Raw genomic sequence first — 16,708 nt, 5'->3', positions numbered from 1 at the left:
CGCCGTCATACTTGCAATCTCAAGCAGACAAACGACAAAACAATAAAAATTACGTGGATGTATAAAATGAAGTTAAAACCTTTCACACAACAACTTAGAACCGTATTAACCTCTTCGCTTGCCATTTTCTCTCTGTTTTCAGCAGCCAATGCCACCGCAGCGGAATCAACACTTGATGGAATATTAAGTTCCGGTGAACTTAAATTCTGTTTCGAATCTGGCTATCTACCATTTGAAATGACGGACAAAAATGGCCGCTATGTGGGCTTTGATATCGATATCGCTAAGCAGATGGCACGCTCAATCGATGTTAAATTTGTTCCCGTCAATACCGCATGGGACGGTATTATTCCTGCTCTCAAAACGGGCAAATGTGACTTTATCGGCGGCATGACCATCACGCCTAAACGTAATGTCAGCGTGAATTTCGCCCAGCCATACATTGAAGTGGGTCAAACGGTGCTCATTTCGCCAAAGCTGGCTGACAAAATCACCTCATATCGTGATCTTAATAGCGCACAATACACAGTCGCGACACAAATGGGCACCACTGGCGCACAGGCGGCAAAGAAGTACTTATACAACGCAAAAATCGACCTGTATGAGACATCTGCCGACGCGGCGCTGCAAATCGCCAACGGCCAAGCCGATGCCTTCGTGTATGACTTACCTTATAACTCGATGTATGAAGCGCAGCACCAAGGCAAAGTGATCCATCTTGATGAAAGTTTTACCTTTGAACCTTTGGGCTGGGCTGTACGCCAGCAAGATCCTGACTTTCTCAACTTCCTCAACAATTTTCTTCGTCAAATTAAAGGCGATGGAACCTATCAGCGCATTTATGACAAGTGGTTCAAATCGGATAAGTGGGTAGATAGCATCCAGTAATCCCAAACACTCACTCCCAAGCCTAGTCACCTCAAGGCTTGGGAGGTCAAATCAGCAGCAGTCTCTGAATTATTTTTGTTCTGACTTTTCCAAACTACCTGTTAGAAACACGGAAAGATTTCATTAATTCCCCACACCCAAAGTACCTCTCTTCATTGAAGATTGGCTATCATTGATGACCTCTATCTTGTCCCGCTTATTTATAATAAATAACAATTTAACTATTAATCATGAAAACCAAAATTCAAACGGAAAGAAACATAACTCTTTCAATAAAAATATAACAAACATAAAAATAACAAAACAACCAAAATTATTATCAATTAAACCTTAAAACCAATAATAAAAAACAATATAAACCTTCACACCAAAATTATAATAAAACCACCTCCTCACTGAAACTGTAACATTACCTTAATGTCATTACCGTATAAGTAACTGTAAGCCATATCGTATAAGATGGGCTTCCCCCGAAATATAAAGCTTAAGATAAAAGTTATTATATATTAGTGTAAATAAAACTGGAGTATAGCTATGTCTGATGTTTTAGGCATGATTTTAGCTGGCGGTGAAGGTTCTCGATTAAAACCGTTAACCGAAACCAGAGCCAAACCGTCTGTTCCATTTGGTGGTAGTTATAGATTAATAGATTTTGCACTTAATAATTTTATTAATGCAGATCTTATGAGAATTTATGTATTAACACAATTTAAGTCACAATCTCTCTATTTACATATGAAGAAAGGGTGGAGTGTTTCAGAGTTCAAAAATCGTTTTATTCATACTATTCCAGCACAAATGTTAGATGGTAAACGCTGGTATGAAGGAACTGCTGATGCTATATATCAAAATATTACTTTTATCGAACACTCCGATGTCAATGATGTTTGTATATTCGGTTCAGACCATATATACAAAATGGATATTCGCCAAATGCTGAATTACCACAGAAATAAATCAGCAAAACTGACGGTAGCAGCAATAAGAGTTCCTATCAATGAAGCTTCAAACTTTGGCGTTATAGAAGTTAATCGTGAAGGCGTCATGGTAGGTTTTGAAGAGAAACCTATTCACCCACAAGCCATTCCCGGACACCCAGGCTGGGCGCTGGTTTCAATGGGAAACTATATCTTTAATGCTGAAGCGTTATGTCATGAATTACGGGAGGACGCCGAAAATAGTCTCTCTAGTCATGACTTCGGCAAAGATATTATCCCAAAGATGATGCACCACAGCGAAGTCTATGTTTATGACTTTTCAACCAACAGCATAAAAGGTGAATTAGAAAACAGTTATTGGCGTGATGTGGGCACCATAGATTCTTATTGGTCTGCTCATATGGATTTATTGGGGAAAGCGCCGCTATTTTCGCTGTATAATCGCAGTTGGCCTTTACATACTTACTACCCCCCTCTCCCTTCGGCAACCTTTGTCAACTCAGGAAGAAACAAAGTCAAAGTTATCGATAGTGTTGTCTCAGCGGGCAGTTATGTTCAAGGTGCAAAAATTCACAAATCCGTATTGGGTTTCAGAAGTAACGTTGCTGAGGACACCTTTATTAGTGAGTCAATTATTTTAGGTGATGTTAAGATTGGCTCAGGTTGTTCGATTCGACGCACCATAATCGATAAGCATGTTGAAATCGCTCCAGGCACCGTTATTGGTGAAAATTTAGAATTAGACAAACAGAGGTTTCATGTTAGTGAAAGTGGTATCGTCGTAATAAAAAAAGGAGAAAAAGTTGGATTTTAAATTGCGTATCAACGTTAAGTAATAACCTGATTGTACTCCTCTGGCTACTTTTACTTACTCGTTAGATAAAAGTAGCCTTACTATATAGAGCACTACATTCCAATTAGTTTAATTTATTTCTTGAGACACATCCGTTGCTAAAGGTACATGCTAAACATGGGTGGAAATCACTCACTGAATGGCTATCTACTGTACAAAGTCCTTTTTTGTTTTTCCTTATTTTTTTATTTGATCTACTTTTTATCTTATTGTGAGAACGGCTGGCTTGTATAATTCGCATAACAACTTTCCTCTAATGTTAATTTGTAAAAACAAATACTCATAAGATTAAAATGAAACTGCCCTTAAAACGTAAACCTTAAGGGCTAACTAGATATTTAAAATATTTATTAGAGACAGTAAAAACTATCTATAAATCTATTCATTATCGATACATTTTGTTCTTCGGCACACATCGAAATCATGTGAATCACAATTACAAAAATATTGAGTTCTCCACAAAAGATCATCATCATAATCTTTCATGGTGACCAATAAATCTTGTCCACTAATTTGTGGACAAGAATAAACAACAACCTCTTCGTTTTTTTGACCAACACATTTTCGATAAGCTCTTACGAATGTAAAAGTAGATCTCGGTGAGCATTTTAAAAAATGCTCACAAACACAAATCCCTAGATCATCTATCATCATAGTGAACTAAACATCTCTCACTGAAATTTAACACCTCTTAAGATTATCGCTATTTCATTAAAATTTTATTAATCGAATTAAATAAACTCATAGCCATCGGGTATTCTTTATATTCCATTATGAATAATAACCGAAGTGTCTTTATATATTACATAGGGTATTTTTATAACATACTGAATATATTACATAATAGTGATGGAAAGAGTGCGATCAAATACAATCTAGCGTCAATAACAGTCGCCGTTCTCCCTGCCTATTTTGTGGCGAGCGATGGACTAAACCATGATGTTCGTTTCCCTCCCACCCGCTGCCCTTTAATAGAGCGACATCGCCTGGCTGCATTTGTTGGATATCCGTATAGGCGAAAACCTCATCACTTGGGTTCCCTGTACCAAGCCGCTCGCGTTTGACGTTATCATCCTCCAACCACTGTGTTGCGGTGCCAAGGTAAGTCGTGACTAAGCGAACTGGAATATGGTCAACATGGAAGTTAGGACACATTGGCTTACTTAATGTTGTGAGTCGCAATCCGGCTTCTTGTCGTCCAAACAAGCAGCAAAACATATCGACAAGTAACGCGATATCTTCGCTTAACTCTTCAGCGCAAGCAAAATCGCTGAGTTTTGATTTCAGCTGATCAGCGGCGCTGTGCGGACTTACCCTTTCGACTATCGATAAGTTGGCCTCGCTTGCAAGCAGTTGTTCAAGATTAGAAATGAACGCTAACGGCAGCTTGCGAGGCCATATGGCAATGTTTGTTGATTGATAGATGTTCGCCAATACATTTGGCTGAACATTCGTCGTACTGGCCGCTGTTGGTCGCTCATTAACGTTATCAAAGTTCATCGTCTTCCTCCCAGGTAAGGAATGGATCCGCGAGCGCCAGCCAAGCTTCTCGCCCCGAATTCATCTCTTCATTAGTCAGCAAGCAACGCTCTAAAGCCTCAGTCATGGCTTTAATATCAAGACCTTGACCGATAAACACAAGTTCTTGCCGGCTATCGCCATACGGCTCAACCCAACTTTCTTGGATAGCGTTTAATGCTTCGTTATCCGTCGGCCACTCGGCTTTAGGTATGGCACTCCAAAACATCCCGGCGTATCCATAGCGTGCCATTCCACCAGCTTGGCTCCATTGCCCAACGTAGTCAGGACGAGAGGCGAGCCAAAAATAGCCTTTTGAACGTATTAGCTTGCCAAAACCTTCGGTGTTATGAATAAATTGATAGAATTTTTCAGGATGAAATGGACGACGAGCTTGGTAACTGAAACTGCAAATTCCATACTCTTCGGTTTCAGGAACATGTTCACCTCGTAACTCTTGTAACCAGCCCGGTGCCTGTTGAGCGCGTTCAAAATCAAATAGCCCAGTATCGAGAACCTCTTCGGTGTCCACGTGACCATTCTGTATCGGAATGAGCCTTGCTTGCGTGTTTAAGGTTTTTAAAACCGCCGTTAACCTCTCTAATTCATCGGCACCAACGAGATCGGTTTTGTTTATTAGAATCACATCCGCAAATTCAATCTGTTCAATTAACAAGTCGGAGACACTACGTTCATCATCTTGATCAATAAACTCACCTTTCTCTTGTAAGCTACAAGCTTCATCGTAATCCTTTAAAAAATTCATCGCATCCACCACAGTGACCATGGTATCAAGCGTTGCAATATCAGAAAGGGAACGTCCTTGCTCGTCGGCAAAGGTGAAGGTTTCAGCGACAGGCAATGGCTCCGCAATCCCAGTCGATTCTATGATAAGGTTATCGAACCGCCCTTCTTTTGCCAACTTGCCGACTTCGATAAGCAGGTCTTCTCTCAGCGTGCAGCAAATGCAACCATTGCTCATTTCCACCAGCTTTTCTTGCTGGTGGTTGAAAGAAACCTCGCTTTTCACAAATGCAGAGTCAATATTAATGTCACTCATGTCGTTGACAATAATAGCCACTCGCTTTCCTTGGCGGTTATTTAAAATATGGCTGAGAACTGTGGTTTTCCCTGCGCCTAAAAAGCCGGACAAAACTGTCACAGCAACCTTTTTTTGATACATGTGTCCTCTCAAACGCCACCTAAATTTGTCGCCATGCTTAATGGCAATATGCAACACCTTTAGACTGGTGATGGTTGTCAGATATAGCCTGCTTTTGTTATGTTATAACAATACATGCAACAATACCACTCATGCTATTTTCAGTAACACACGCAGAGAATAGGACTGACATCACCACAGAAGAATGACTATGAACGAGCAATACGACCCCATTCCTACCAATATTATTACTGGATTTCTTGGTGTAGGAAAAACCACAGCCATCAATTCGTTACTTGCAAACAAGCCGAAGAATGAACACTGGGCGATACTGGTGAATGAATTTGGTCAAGTGGGTATCGATCAGGAGATGATGCCAACGCAAGATGGCCTAGGCGTTCAAGAACTGGCGGGCGGTTGCATATGCTGCTCTTTAGGATTATCGCTAGGCATAACGTTACACACGCTCATTGAGCAAACGAAACCAGACCGTTTAATTATTGAGCCCACCGGCATAGGACATCCAGAGGGTATCATTGATACCTTGATGGGGCCGAATTTTAAACATCGTCTCGACCTTCGCGCCACACTCTGCTTATTGGACCCGCGTTGTTTAACGCAAGGGGAAATCATGGATAACGAGATATTTCATGATCAGCTTAATCTGGCTGATGTCGTACTCATCAACAAGTGCGATCTCGCTGAGCAAGCGCAGATTGAAGCCGCAACATCAAGTCTGAATACGATGTTTCCTCCCAAACAATATATTGGTCAAACCCACAAGGGGCGAATCACCCTAGACCTCTTAGATTTAGTCAGAAACGGGCAGCTAAAATCGCAATTTCCAAATGCGCACCAACATCATGAGCATGAGCATGAGCATGAGCATGAGCATGAGCATGAGCATGAGCATGAGCATGAGCATGAGCATGAGCATGAGCATGAGCATGAGCATGAGCATCATGACAGCACCGAGCCCGCCCCTCAAGCGCCGATACGTAAAATAGGGAATGGTCGCGGTTTATACAGTTGTGGCTGGATATTTCATCGAGATGACTGTTTCGATTACTGGGCTCTGGAAAAAGTACTCAACGATTTAACCGATATACAGCGTATTAAAGGGGTGATTCGTATTGGCTATGCTTGGGTTTTCTATAATCGAGTGAACGACGAACATGACTTTGATAAAGTCGCATACCGGCGTGATAGTCGCATCGAAATTATCAGCAAAACCGAACAAGACTGGGGCCAGATAGAGAAAGCCATGCTTGCCTGCCAAGTCAAAAGTTAAACGGCTACGACGATCATGCTTTATCGTGCCCCCTTAACTCATTGAAAAAGCCATTACGCTTTTAGTGTCAAAGAGCCGCATCAGCGGCTCTAACGTCTATTAATTTCTAGCGCTAGGGATCCGATAACTGACGTTTCGGCTCGACACTCGGTGTGCTTGGGCCTATGAGGCGTAATATTAAGGCGCCAATAACGATCGCGAGACTGATCGACACTAAGCGCATAAACCCATTAGAAAATAAGTCAATACCGGCATTTTTAATGATTTGGAAAGTGATGACGATAAAATTGGTAAACAACAGTTGATAAATCGTCGCATGTGCGTCTCTTCGAATGGCGTAGCAGGCCAACTGAATCCCCAGAAAAAGCGATACCCCCATCACAACCCATGAAGGTGCCCCAAAGCCATACAAAAACATGGTTGGCAATGTAAAAAGGATGCCCGTTGCTGTGGTGATTAATCGCTGATAAACAAAGTCTTTTTGATGATGCAAAAGTGGTAACTTGAGCATGCTGCTGATGGTGATGGCAATCAGCATCGTTTGTGAACTACCGATACTTATCAACGCAACCAAAACCAAACACATCGCAGTGGCTTTCAATATAGCGACCATCAATGCGCTGTTGACGCCGGTACTCACTTCATCTGGCTTAATATCCTGTTGATCGCCCGGGAATAGAAAATGGACAACGAAAGTAGTCGCCAACGCCAATAAAAAAGCTTGAGCAATAATGAACGGAACACCATCAATCGGATATTCCATCTGTTTGCTGACAACGGTGGCAATGATAAGAACAATAAGGCTGAGTGTTGAAATAATGTCTTGGGGGTTTTGATGGCCGCGATGATAGCTCCAAGTCATCACTCCCCAAACAAATAGTGCGTACCCTGTCGGCGTCCCCGCAAACATTCGAGCAAAAAACACCACAACCACACATACAACCAGCAGCACGACCACTAACTGAAATACCACGTTGAGCGGAGGCCGGGACGGAATCGTGGTCAACAGTATGACGACAAACATCGGCGCCAAAATCGGCATTGGGTGCCCGGTGTATTTTAAGTAAAAAAGTAACAATACCGGTGTGAAGACAATCTTAACGATTGGATTGACGCAGCTACGAAACATAAGTCCAAACACTGACCACTTTCATCCACAGACTCGCTAACCATTCACCGACTTGGCTTTGCCCCGTATAGAACGCCACCGTTGCTTGAGAGCCATAACGAATGTTGTCTGGAGTGTCGTCAAAAACGATGTTTACAGGGTATCGCTGAGCATTAATCGTGGTGGTATCCGCACGGATAAACCCCGTTGCGGCGTCAACGTTATTACTATCCCCTGTCCCCCAGCCAAGGCTATAAACCTTACCGTTCAATACTCGCCCGGGCATAGAATCCAGTACGATCTTCACCTGCTGGCCGGGTTGTATATATTCTAACGAGTTTTCTCTGACCAATGCCGATATCCAAATTTCTCTCGGATCGATAAACGTGACCATCGGGCTACCAACGTTGGCTTGCTGACCAACAGTCAGCTGAACATTGGTCACAATCCCATCCGAGGGTGCGGAGACTGCCGTTTTCTGTAAGTCCAACTGCGCCTTTTCCAAGCTCACCATGGCAGCTAAGATATGCGGATTATTATTGCCTTTAGGACCGAGATTCTGCTTGGCTTGGTCAAGTGACGCTTGAGCTGCATTCAACGCCGCCTGAGCACGCGATCTTGATTCAAGTGCGTTATCAAGCTCCGCCTGGCTTAATACTCCCTTTGATGCAAGCTCAGACACTCGCGCCGCTTGATCTCTTGCATTATTTCGCGCGGCTATCGCATCGGTCACTTTAGCCTGCGCGACCTCGACCGCTGCCATATTCGCTCCAATATTTTGCCCGGCGAGCTCTAAGTTCGCCTTAGCGGAGCGCACCGCCAACTCATAGTTTCTATAATCAATATTGAACATGACATCGCCAGCCCGAACCACTTGGTTATTCTTAATATTGACACCAACGACATTACCAGAGACTTCAGGGGCAATACGTACCAGATAGGAATGCACACGCGCTATGCTAGTCATCGGCGTGACTCGGTCAGACCACAAGCTATATAGCCAAACGACGAGAACGATAGCAATAACATAGAGGCTTAACTTTCTGGATGATTGTTCGGCTTTTGACATTAGCAACCTTATCTTGATGTATCCGCACGGCGACTCTACGCAACAGTATAGGTTTATCGCTAAGTGAAACTTGCCAACGACCTCTAATAATTCAGTCAGATAAATGAGATTAAGGGGAGATATTGGGAAAGCATTGACTGCCAGTGGTGTGTCGTTCAAAGGAGAAAGAGACCTTTCTCCTTTGGTTAATCCTGAGGTTTAAATGGCGGTTTGATTAACATTTCGTTGGCTAACGGCGAGGTAATTTCGCCATCCACCCAACTCGGTAATGTCCTCGGCACCATTGGTACCAATAGGCTCACAAATAAATCCTATCACCCAGTGACCATCTTTTAGCTCTACTTTACCTAACCCGAGTGGATGTGGAATTTGGCACAGTAAGCTACCGAGTATTGACTTCGGCAACGACCACACTTCGATTTCGATAGCCTGACCATTCTCTTCATCACGGACTAGCCCCGGTCGTTCAGGGGGGCCGCCAGCCAGCGCATACATTCGGTAAGACTTTGCGGTTTCACCTGTTGCTTTGAGTTTCGCCCCCACTCCTGTCAACTGATGATTCAACGCGAGTCCTTGCATATGGGCGCCGCACACCAATAGATCAATACGTTCCTCTTCAAATAAACATTGCTCAGTCGCACCAAGAGGAAGACAAGTTGCTGTTTGCCATGCTTTGGCAAGCTTGAGCAATGCTGAGTCTGTAAAGGCAGGCGCAAACAGCGTAAAGCCAAATGGCAAACCGGATTCACAGAACGATGATGGAATGGCAATGGCTGTATAATCCAATAAATTCATGAAGTTGGTGTAATAACCAAGGTTGCTGTTCAGCTCAATCGGGTTAGATTCCAGCGCTTCAATCGTATAGGTACTGCCCGCCGTCGGAGTAATGACAACGTCCACCTCTCGAAGCAACTTGTCACACTGAACTTTGTAATCCTGTAACTGATACATATAGTTAAATGTATCAGCCGCTGTGTAGTTCTTTGCGCCGCCGATAATCGTTTCTATTACCGGTAAACAGCGGCTACTGTCTTCATCAAAAAATGACTGAATGGCTGCATAACGCTCTGCCACCCAAGGGCCTTGATACAAGAGTTTTGCCGCATCGATAAAGGGTTGCAGATCAAACTCAACCAGCTCTGCGCCCATTGCTTTCATTCTTTCCAGCGCCAAAGCAAACTGTTTTTTGTATTGTTCGTTACCAAAAAATGCCAGTTGCTCTTTCGCAGGAACACCCACTTTTAAACCGTGAAATTCATCAGGCAGCGTTTGTTGAACATTTTCACGCGCATAACCATCTTTTTCGTCATACACCGCGGCGACATCAATCAATGTTTCGAGATCCCCCGCACTGCGCGCAAAGAAGGTTACACAGTCTAGCGTGCGACATGCCGGCACGACGCCACGGCAACTCAGTAACCCCTTGGTTGGTTTTAAACCCAAAATATTATTGAATGCCGCCGGAACGCGTCCTGAACCAGCGGTATCCGTTCCTAACGAGAAAAACACTTGATTTAAAGCCACACTGATGGCGCTACCCGCACTCGACCCACCAGACACATAATCAGGATCGAAGCTGTTTTTGCCCGCGCCCCACGGGCTCCGAACCCCAACTAACCCTGTCGCAAACTGATCGAGGTTTGTTTTTCCCAGAGGAACCGCGCCTGCTTTGATCAACAGCTCGACCACAAACGCCGACTTTGACGGTTGATAAGCATATTCTTTACATCCTGCGGTTGTTGGTAAATCTTGTAAATTAATGTTGTCTTTTATCGCAAATGGCACGCCATACAAAGGCAGTGATTGGCTGTCTTTTGTCTCCAAATCGGAAATATAGTCATCCAGCTGCGACTCTGAAATCAAAGAAATCCAGGTATTATGTGTATCTTCCTGAGCCAGTTGGTATTTTTGTTTAAGAAAAGTACGTACGTCTATTTCACCGCTCCGGTAGCCGGCGAGTAATTGTTCGATAGTAACTAGAGTATTCATCCCTTTACTCCTTATGCTGCTTGAGTATTTATAATGACAAGAGGCTGACCAGCACTGACCTGTGCCCCTTTATCGGCGCAGACCAGATCAACAACGCCCGACTCTGAAGCGACCACTTCAAGTTCCATTTTCATCGCTTCGAGAACCATAATGACCTGCCCGGCTTTAACGCTATCCCCTGGTTTCACTAATGCTTGCCAGACATTACCAGCAACATGGCTTTCAACCAGAGCCTGCCCGTCTTCGAGCACCAATTGTTCCTGCTCTTCTTCTTCGGCTTCTTCAATAACAAAGTTTGCTTGTCCGCTTTCTACCCAGCGCTGACGCTCGGCCTCAAAAGCAGTTTGCTGACGCGCCTTACAAGCATCAATTTCCTCACAGTGCGCATCAATCAGAGACTGATAACTCGCCAGTGAAAAGTCCGTCTCTTCGATTTGCAGTGGGTATTGACCCAATGGATGCTTACGTCGTATTTCCAGCAGCTCTTCTGCACTGACTTCGTAAAACTTGATTTGGTCAAAGAATCGTAATAGCCAGGGCTGTTCGAACTCTTTGGTTTGACGATAACGGTTCCACATCTGCAAAGTTCGGCCAACAAACTGATAGCCGCCCGGGCCCTCCATACCATAAACACAAAGATAGGCGCCGCCGATACCAACCGCGTTTTCAGGGGTCCAGGTTCTTGCCGGATTATATTTTGTCGTCACCAGACGGTGGCGAGGATCCATTGGCGTCGCCACTGGCGCGCCCAGATAAACGTCTCCCAAGCCCATCACTAAGTAACTGGCATCAAAGACAATCTTTTTCACTTCCTCGACCGAATCTAGGCCATTAATACGACGAATAAACTCAATATTATCCGGGCACCACGGTGCATTTTTGCGCACCACTTCGTCATACTTTTGAATCGCTAAACGTGTTGCTTCGTCATCCCACGACAGCGGAATATGCACCACACGAGCTGGCACCGTCAGCGCATCAATATCGGTCAACTGCATTTCCAGTTGCTCTAGATATTTGAGTAATTTATCGCGAGGCAGAGTCAGGTTATCGTAGTGAATTTGCAGAGAACGAATGCCTGGGGTTAGCTCTTTCACACCGTCAATATTCCTGTTTTCAATCTTCCTCATCAGGGCATGCACACGAAAGCGAAGACGAATATCCAGCACTTGCGGACCATATTCGACCAGTAAGAAATCTTCGCCACTCGGACGATACACCACGTCTTCACCAAAGACTTCTTTAGGTAACGTTTTGATTACTGGTGATGATAGCTCTGCCGCTTCCAGCTCAGCTTCTTCAATATTGAGCGATGCAATACCATCAAGTTGAGCGCGTTCTGCCATTTCAGCTTGCTCAATGGTTACCGGGACAAAACGTATTTTATCGCCCGCCTTAAGCTGGCCGGCTTTCCATAAATCGGCTTTAATGATGGTTGCAGGGCAAACGAAACCGCCTAAGCTTGGACCGTCAGGGCCCAAAATTACTGGCATATCACCAGTAAAGTCGATGGTACCTACGGCATAGGCGTTATCGTGGATATTCGAAGGGTGCAGCCCAGCCTCCCCCCCATCCTGACGTGCCCAGTTTGGTTTAGGACCAATAAGACGAACACCTGTGCGGCTTGAGTTGAAATGCACTTTCCACGTCGCAGAGAAAAAGGCTTCAATGTCTTCATCAGTGAAAAAGTCCGGAGCCCCATGCGGGCCGTAAATCACGCGTACTGTCCATTCCGTCGTCAGGGTGGGTAATTGAACCTGTGTCCCTTCAACGCCAGAGTCTGCAACAGCTCCTTTAACATGCAATACATCACCGGCAACAATGGCGCGACCGGCATGTCCGCCAAACTGACCTAATGTAAAGGTTGATTTACTGCCAAGATAATCTGGGCATTGGATTCCACCTTCAAACAGCAGGTAACTGCGCGCCCCATTCCCTTTGACAAATCCAGTTTTCAGAATTTGCCCCGCTTTCGCTGTTGTCACTACACCGTGTTCAATAGCGATACCATCCAGCGTGGCATCAAGATGTGCTCCAGTAAGGACAAAGGATTGGTCAATATTGAATTTGAGTGTTGGACCAGAAATGATGATTTCCAGACCTGCGCAAGCTTCCTCATTCTTGAGCATTTGGTTACCAAGACGGAAGCTAAGTGAATCCATCGGGCCTGAAGGCGGAACACCAACATGCCAGTAGCCTGAACGGCCAGGGTAATCCTGAATGGTTGTCTGGGTCCCCCCACTGAGCACATCAACAGACGATGGTTGATAAACAAAGTCATTGAGAGAGCGGGTCAGAACCATGCCACTTTGAACGAGATCAGACTGAATCAGTTGCTGTAAGTATTTCTGGTTATGTTCGATACCATAAATAGTTAGGGTTTGCAGCGTTTCGGACATTTTGTCCAAGGCTTTAGTTCGGGTTTCTGCCAGTGTGATGATTTTCGCTAGCATCGGGTCGAAGAAAGGTGAAACTTCGACGCCCGCTTCAATCCAGTGCTCTATGCGCAGCCCATCGACTCGTGGCCATTCAACGTGACTGAGCAGCCCTGCACACGGCTGAAAGTTTTTGTTGGCATCTTCGGCGTACAGACGCACTTGCACGGCATGCCCCTTGGGCTCACGTTCTTTGCGAAGCTCTGCCTGAGTTAAATCGCCAGCACCGAGCTTCACCATCCATTCAACCAGATCGACACCAAACACTTCTTCGGTCACGCCATGTTCAACCTGTAGGCGAGTATTCACCTCCAGGAAGTAAAATTCTTCGGTGGTTTGGTCAACTACGAACTCAACGGTACCTGCATTGCGATAATTCACTTGTTTAGCAAGGTTAATGGCCGTCTGGTGCAGAAATTGGCGGGTTTTCTCGCTCAAGTTAGGGGCGGGTGTCTCTTCTATCACCTTCTGGTTACGGCGCTGAGAAGAACAGTCTCGCTCACCAAGCGCCACAACGGTTCCCTGTCCGTCTCCAAAAATTTGCACTTCAATATGGCGTGCACGTTCGATAAATTTTTCGATAAACACGCCGCTGTTGCTGAAATTGTTCTCGCTCAGGCGTTTCACTGAATCAAAAGCCGCAGCCAGTGACGACGCATCGTAGCAGCACTGCATACCGATGCCACCACCACCAGCAGTGCTTTTCAGCATAACTGGATAGCCAATGGCGTTGGCTTCATCTAACGCTTGCTGTTTGTCTTTAAGCAGTTCGGTGCCGGGTAAAAGAGGGACGCCAGATGTCTCGGCAATGGCACGAGCGGAGTGTTTGAGGCCAAAAACATTCATTTGATCCGGCGTTGGACCAAGGAACACCAAACCGTGAGTTTCACACAAGCCGACGAAATCTGGGTTCTCACTTAAAAAGCCATACCCAGGGTGAATCGCTTCAGCGCCAGTCTGTTTGGCAATATCGATGATTTTTTTCTGGTTGAGGTAAGTCTCCGCAGCTGCGCCTTGGCCTAATGAGTAGGCTTCATCAGCCTGAGTGACGTGACGACTTTGTGAATCTGCTTCACTGTAAATCGCGACACTGGTGATACCCAGTTTTTTTAGCGTTCTGATGACTCGAGTAGCAATTGCACCACGGTTTGCGATAAGTACCTTGTTAAACATAGACGATTCCAATTCTTGTCCGGGTCGTCCCGGCTAAAAACTCAGAGTCAAAGTATGGGGTCGTCCCCGACTCTATTGTGGATGCGCTGAGTTTAATTCCACACCAAGACTTCAACTGGCGTTGGGTTGTAGGCATTACATGGGTTGTTCAATTGAGGGCAGTTTGAAATTAGAACGATCACATCCATCTTGGCGGTTAGTTCCACGTACTTGCCCGGCGCACTGATCCCGTCTTCAAAGGTTAATCCCCCTGCTAGGGTGATTGGCACATTCATAAAGAAGTTGATGTTGTGCGTGATATCGCGTTTGCTCATGCCAAACTCTTCGTTTTCAGCAACAGCCAATAACCAGCTATCACGGCAGGCGTGCATGCATTTTTTTTCAATTGCATAACGCACGGTATTACTCTCCGTCGCGCAGGCACCGCCTAATGTGTCGTGACGACCACAGGTATCCGCCACAATTTGCAGCATCTCATTACCATGATTTGATAAAATCTTAGTACCAGCACTCAGGTACACATTCCCCTGCTCGCGAATGGTATCAATAGCGCTGTAACGTTCTGCCGGATCATTGGCATTATAAAACAACGTGTCGGCGGCCTGGTTTCCTTCCAAATCGAGGATACGGAATGTCTGACCGGCTTTAACCACTTTCATGTAATAATCACCAGCAGGCACGATGTCTCGGCGAATTGCAGTTTGAGGCTCTAATTTACTTTCAACAATCATCTTTCATCCTCCTTACTGATGACGACACGCTGAGTGCATGTGGTAACGGCGGTTGTTTTCAAAACCTCGACCATTTTCTTCTCTAGAGGTCACACAAGCGTCATCTTCACGGACGGGTTGTGCTTCAAACAGCGCAAGTTCAACGGGTTTAAATGGGTAGTCTTCTGCCGGGTTCATTGGGTGTGGACAAGTGGTTAACACCACCAAGGTATCCATTTCAAAACGCAGCTCGATACAATCGCCTGCTTTACTGTGATCCTCTACATATTGCAGGTTGCCATCTTCGTCAGTTTTTACACAGCTGAACAAGTTCAGATTAGCGGCAAGATCGCGTTGACCTAGGCCGTATTTCGCTACTTCGACTAGCAGCGCGTCATAGCCATTTTGGTTCCACTGGTTTCTGTCTTTTTGATAGTCACGTTCACCCCATTTTTCAGCGACTTTTTGTTTGTTGGCAACGCCACAGACGGAGTCAATCCAATGGGTATCATCACGAACTATCGAGCAGAATACGCGCCCCATATCTGAATAAAGGCAATGCCCGGCGGTCAGTTTAAACGTGTGTTGGCCCTTGAGTGAGTCAGGCGCATTATAGCGCTCCAGCAAGTTGGTCGGGTTGTAGAACAACATGCTCAGATTAGCACCACCTTCTAGGTCCTTAGCTTGTAATACATGTCCTTTTGGAATAACCATTGACCAGTGTGCGGCCCCTGGAATCGTATCGGTAAAAATCGGTGTTTTAGACGACATCATTGTCCTCCTATGCAATTTTCTTTTCTAATAAAGTGTTTACTACTTCGGCTTGCTCTGGTTTTCTCAAATCGATATCAAACGTAACCTGCGCGCCAAAGCGTTCCGGAGCCTGTTCGTCATTTCTTACATGATCAAACACCCACAACCGGTTGCCTAAGTGAAAACCTTCACTGAGGTCATGAGTGATCATGAACACGGTGAGCTGTTGTTCGTGGCAAAGTGATTTAATTAAGCTGTGCATGTCTTTTCGAATGCCTGGATCAAGGGCGCCAAACGGCTCATCAAGGAGCAAAATACGGGGCTTTTTAATCAAAGCCTGAGCAATCGATAAGCGTTGTCTCATTCCACCGGAAAGCTCATGAGGATATTTGTCCAAAGCGTGTCCCAGCCCGACTTGCTTGAGAATCGCCGTTGCGTCTTCCCGCGCTTTTTTCTTGTTGGCTCCAAAGCCACGACCGGTTAATGAGGTCAAAACACTGCTTGATTGTAACTCCTTGCCCAACATGACATTCTTTAGTGATGTGAGGTGAGGAAACACAGAATACTTTTGAAAGACAATACCCCGTTCGATACCAGGCTCTGTTGATAACGGCTGGCCATCAAGTAAGATCTCCCCACGAGTCTGCTTTTCTGTACCCAGTAACATGTTAAGCATGGTCGTTTTGCCGCAACCTGAAGCGCCAACGATGCTGACAAAGTCACCAGGATAAACATCGAGATTGAGTTTCTCTAAAACGATGTTATCGCCGTATTCTTTCCAGACCTGCTTAACCTCAATGATCGGTTTTCTTATATTCATG

General features: G+C 45.1%; 12 protein-coding genes. 3 read left to right on the top strand and 9 right to left on the bottom strand.

Translation table 11 applies throughout. The features are described 5' to 3' along the window. Positions 1–66: 66 nt before the first annotated feature. Together M1D72_RS02435 and glgC are read left to right on the top strand one after the other, a co-directional pair. The gene (locus tag M1D72_RS02435) at positions 67–888 is read left to right on the top strand and encodes a transporter substrate-binding domain-containing protein (protein WP_456295424.1); all 822 of its coding nucleotides are present in this window, start codon (positions 67–69) and stop codon (positions 886–888) included. 534 nt (positions 889–1,422) lie between these two features. Continuing rightward, positions 1,423–2,640: a glucose-1-phosphate adenylyltransferase gene (glgC, locus tag M1D72_RS02430; protein ID WP_456295423.1), complete on the top strand. Its 1,218-nt coding sequence runs from the start codon at positions 1,423–1,425 to the stop codon at positions 2,638–2,640. Between the two features lie 903 nt (positions 2,641–3,543). Here the strand turns inward: glgC and M1D72_RS02425 are convergent. Next, the gene (locus M1D72_RS02425; protein ID WP_456295422.1) at positions 3,544–4,179 is read right to left on the bottom strand and encodes a DUF1826 domain-containing protein; all 636 of its coding nucleotides are present in this window, start codon (positions 4,177–4,179) and stop codon (positions 3,544–3,546) included. Continuing rightward, positions 4,169–5,380 (bottom strand): zinc metallochaperone GTPase ZigA, encoded by a 1,212-nt coding sequence (gene zigA / locus M1D72_RS02420; protein ID WP_456295421.1) that lies wholly within the window; start codon positions 5,378–5,380, stop codon positions 4,169–4,171. Before zigA ends, M1D72_RS02425 begins: the two co-directional genes overlap by 11 nt. A 190-nt stretch (positions 5,381–5,570) precedes the next feature. Here zigA and M1D72_RS02415 point away from each other — a divergent pair, with 190 nt between their 5' ends. Then, on the top strand, positions 5,571–6,650 hold the full coding sequence (locus tag M1D72_RS02415) for a CobW family GTP-binding protein (RefSeq protein WP_456295420.1): 1,080 nt from the start codon (positions 5,571–5,573) through the stop codon (positions 6,648–6,650). 112 nt (positions 6,651–6,762) lie between these two features. On the opposite strand, the gene M1D72_RS02410 is transcribed toward M1D72_RS02415, so the two are convergent. The 7 genes from M1D72_RS02410 to M1D72_RS02380 all read right to left on the bottom strand — a co-directional run bounded on the left by M1D72_RS02410 (position 6,763) and on the right by M1D72_RS02380 (position 16,707). Further along, on the bottom strand, positions 6,763–7,779 hold the full coding sequence (locus tag M1D72_RS02410) for a DUF2955 domain-containing protein (protein ID WP_456295419.1): 1,017 nt from the start codon (positions 7,777–7,779) through the stop codon (positions 6,763–6,765). After that, positions 7,769–8,827, bottom strand: a complete 1,059-nt coding sequence (locus M1D72_RS02405) for an HlyD family secretion protein (RefSeq protein WP_456295418.1) — start codon at positions 8,825–8,827, stop codon at positions 7,769–7,771. The genes M1D72_RS02410 and M1D72_RS02405 overlap by 11 nt, the downstream gene beginning before the upstream one ends. 198 nt (positions 8,828–9,025) lie before the next feature. After that, positions 9,026–10,816 carry an allophanate hydrolase gene (gene atzF / locus M1D72_RS02400; RefSeq protein WP_456295417.1) on the bottom strand — a complete coding sequence of 597 codons (1,791 nt, stop codon included), beginning with the start codon at positions 10,814–10,816 and terminating at the stop codon, positions 9,026–9,028. 11 nt (positions 10,817–10,827) lie between these two features. Then, positions 10,828–14,424, bottom strand: coding sequence for an urea carboxylase (gene uca / locus M1D72_RS02395; RefSeq protein WP_456295416.1), 3,597 nt, complete (start codon positions 14,422–14,424; stop codon positions 10,828–10,830). 92 nt (positions 14,425–14,516) lie between these two features. Further along, positions 14,517–15,155, bottom strand: a complete 639-nt coding sequence (locus M1D72_RS02390) for an urea amidolyase associated protein UAAP2 (protein WP_456295415.1) — start codon at positions 15,153–15,155, stop codon at positions 14,517–14,519. Between the two features lie 12 nt (positions 15,156–15,167). After that, entirely contained in the window at positions 15,168–15,908 is a 741-nt protein-coding gene (locus tag M1D72_RS02385) for an urea amidolyase associated protein UAAP1 (protein ID WP_456295414.1), read from the bottom strand. A gap of 7 nt (positions 15,909–15,915) precedes the next feature. After that, complete coding sequence (locus tag M1D72_RS02380; RefSeq protein ID WP_456295413.1) at positions 15,916–16,707, bottom strand: ABC transporter ATP-binding protein; 792 nt, start codon at positions 16,705–16,707, stop codon at positions 15,916–15,918. Between the last annotated feature and the right edge of the window lies 1 nt (position 16,708).

This window comes from Vibrio sp. AK197 (assembly GCF_053903115.1).
The sequence above is the reverse complement of the archived record's forward strand: the minus strand, read 5'-3'. Positions and strand labels throughout refer to the sequence as shown.

Bases quoted from the DNA above. Each gene is read 5' to 3' on its own strand.
- M1D72_RS02435 (WP_456295424.1), top strand. From the start codon at position 67: ATGAAGTTAAAACCTTTCACACAACAACTTAGAACCGTATTAACCTCT.
- glgC (WP_456295423.1), top strand. From the start codon at position 1,423: ATGTCTGATGTTTTAGGCATGATTTTAGCTGGCGGTGAAGGTTCTCGA.
- M1D72_RS02425 (WP_456295422.1), bottom strand. From the start codon at position 4,179: ATGAACTTTGATAACGTTAATGAGCGACCAACAGCGGCCAGTACGACG.
- zigA (WP_456295421.1), bottom strand. From the start codon at position 5,380: ATGTATCAAAAAAAGGTTGCTGTGACAGTTTTGTCCGGCTTTTTAGGC.
- M1D72_RS02415 (WP_456295420.1), top strand. From the start codon at position 5,571: ATGAACGAGCAATACGACCCCATTCCTACCAATATTATTACTGGATTT.
- M1D72_RS02410 (WP_456295419.1), bottom strand. From the start codon at position 7,779: ATGTTTCGTAGCTGCGTCAATCCAATCGTTAAGATTGTCTTCACACCG.
- M1D72_RS02405 (WP_456295418.1), bottom strand. From the start codon at position 8,827: ATGTCAAAAGCCGAACAATCATCCAGAAAGTTAAGCCTCTATGTTATT.
- atzF (WP_456295417.1), bottom strand. From the start codon at position 10,816: ATGAATACTCTAGTTACTATCGAACAATTACTCGCCGGCTACCGGAGC.
- uca (WP_456295416.1), bottom strand. From the start codon at position 14,424: ATGTTTAACAAGGTACTTATCGCAAACCGTGGTGCAATTGCTACTCGA.
- M1D72_RS02390 (WP_456295415.1), bottom strand. From the start codon at position 15,155: ATGATTGTTGAAAGTAAATTAGAGCCTCAAACTGCAATTCGCCGAGAC.
- M1D72_RS02385 (WP_456295414.1), bottom strand. From the start codon at position 15,908: ATGATGTCGTCTAAAACACCGATTTTTACCGATACGATTCCAGGGGCC.
- M1D72_RS02380 (WP_456295413.1), bottom strand. From the start codon at position 16,707: ATGAATATAAGAAAACCGATCATTGAGGTTAAGCAGGTCTGGAAAGAA.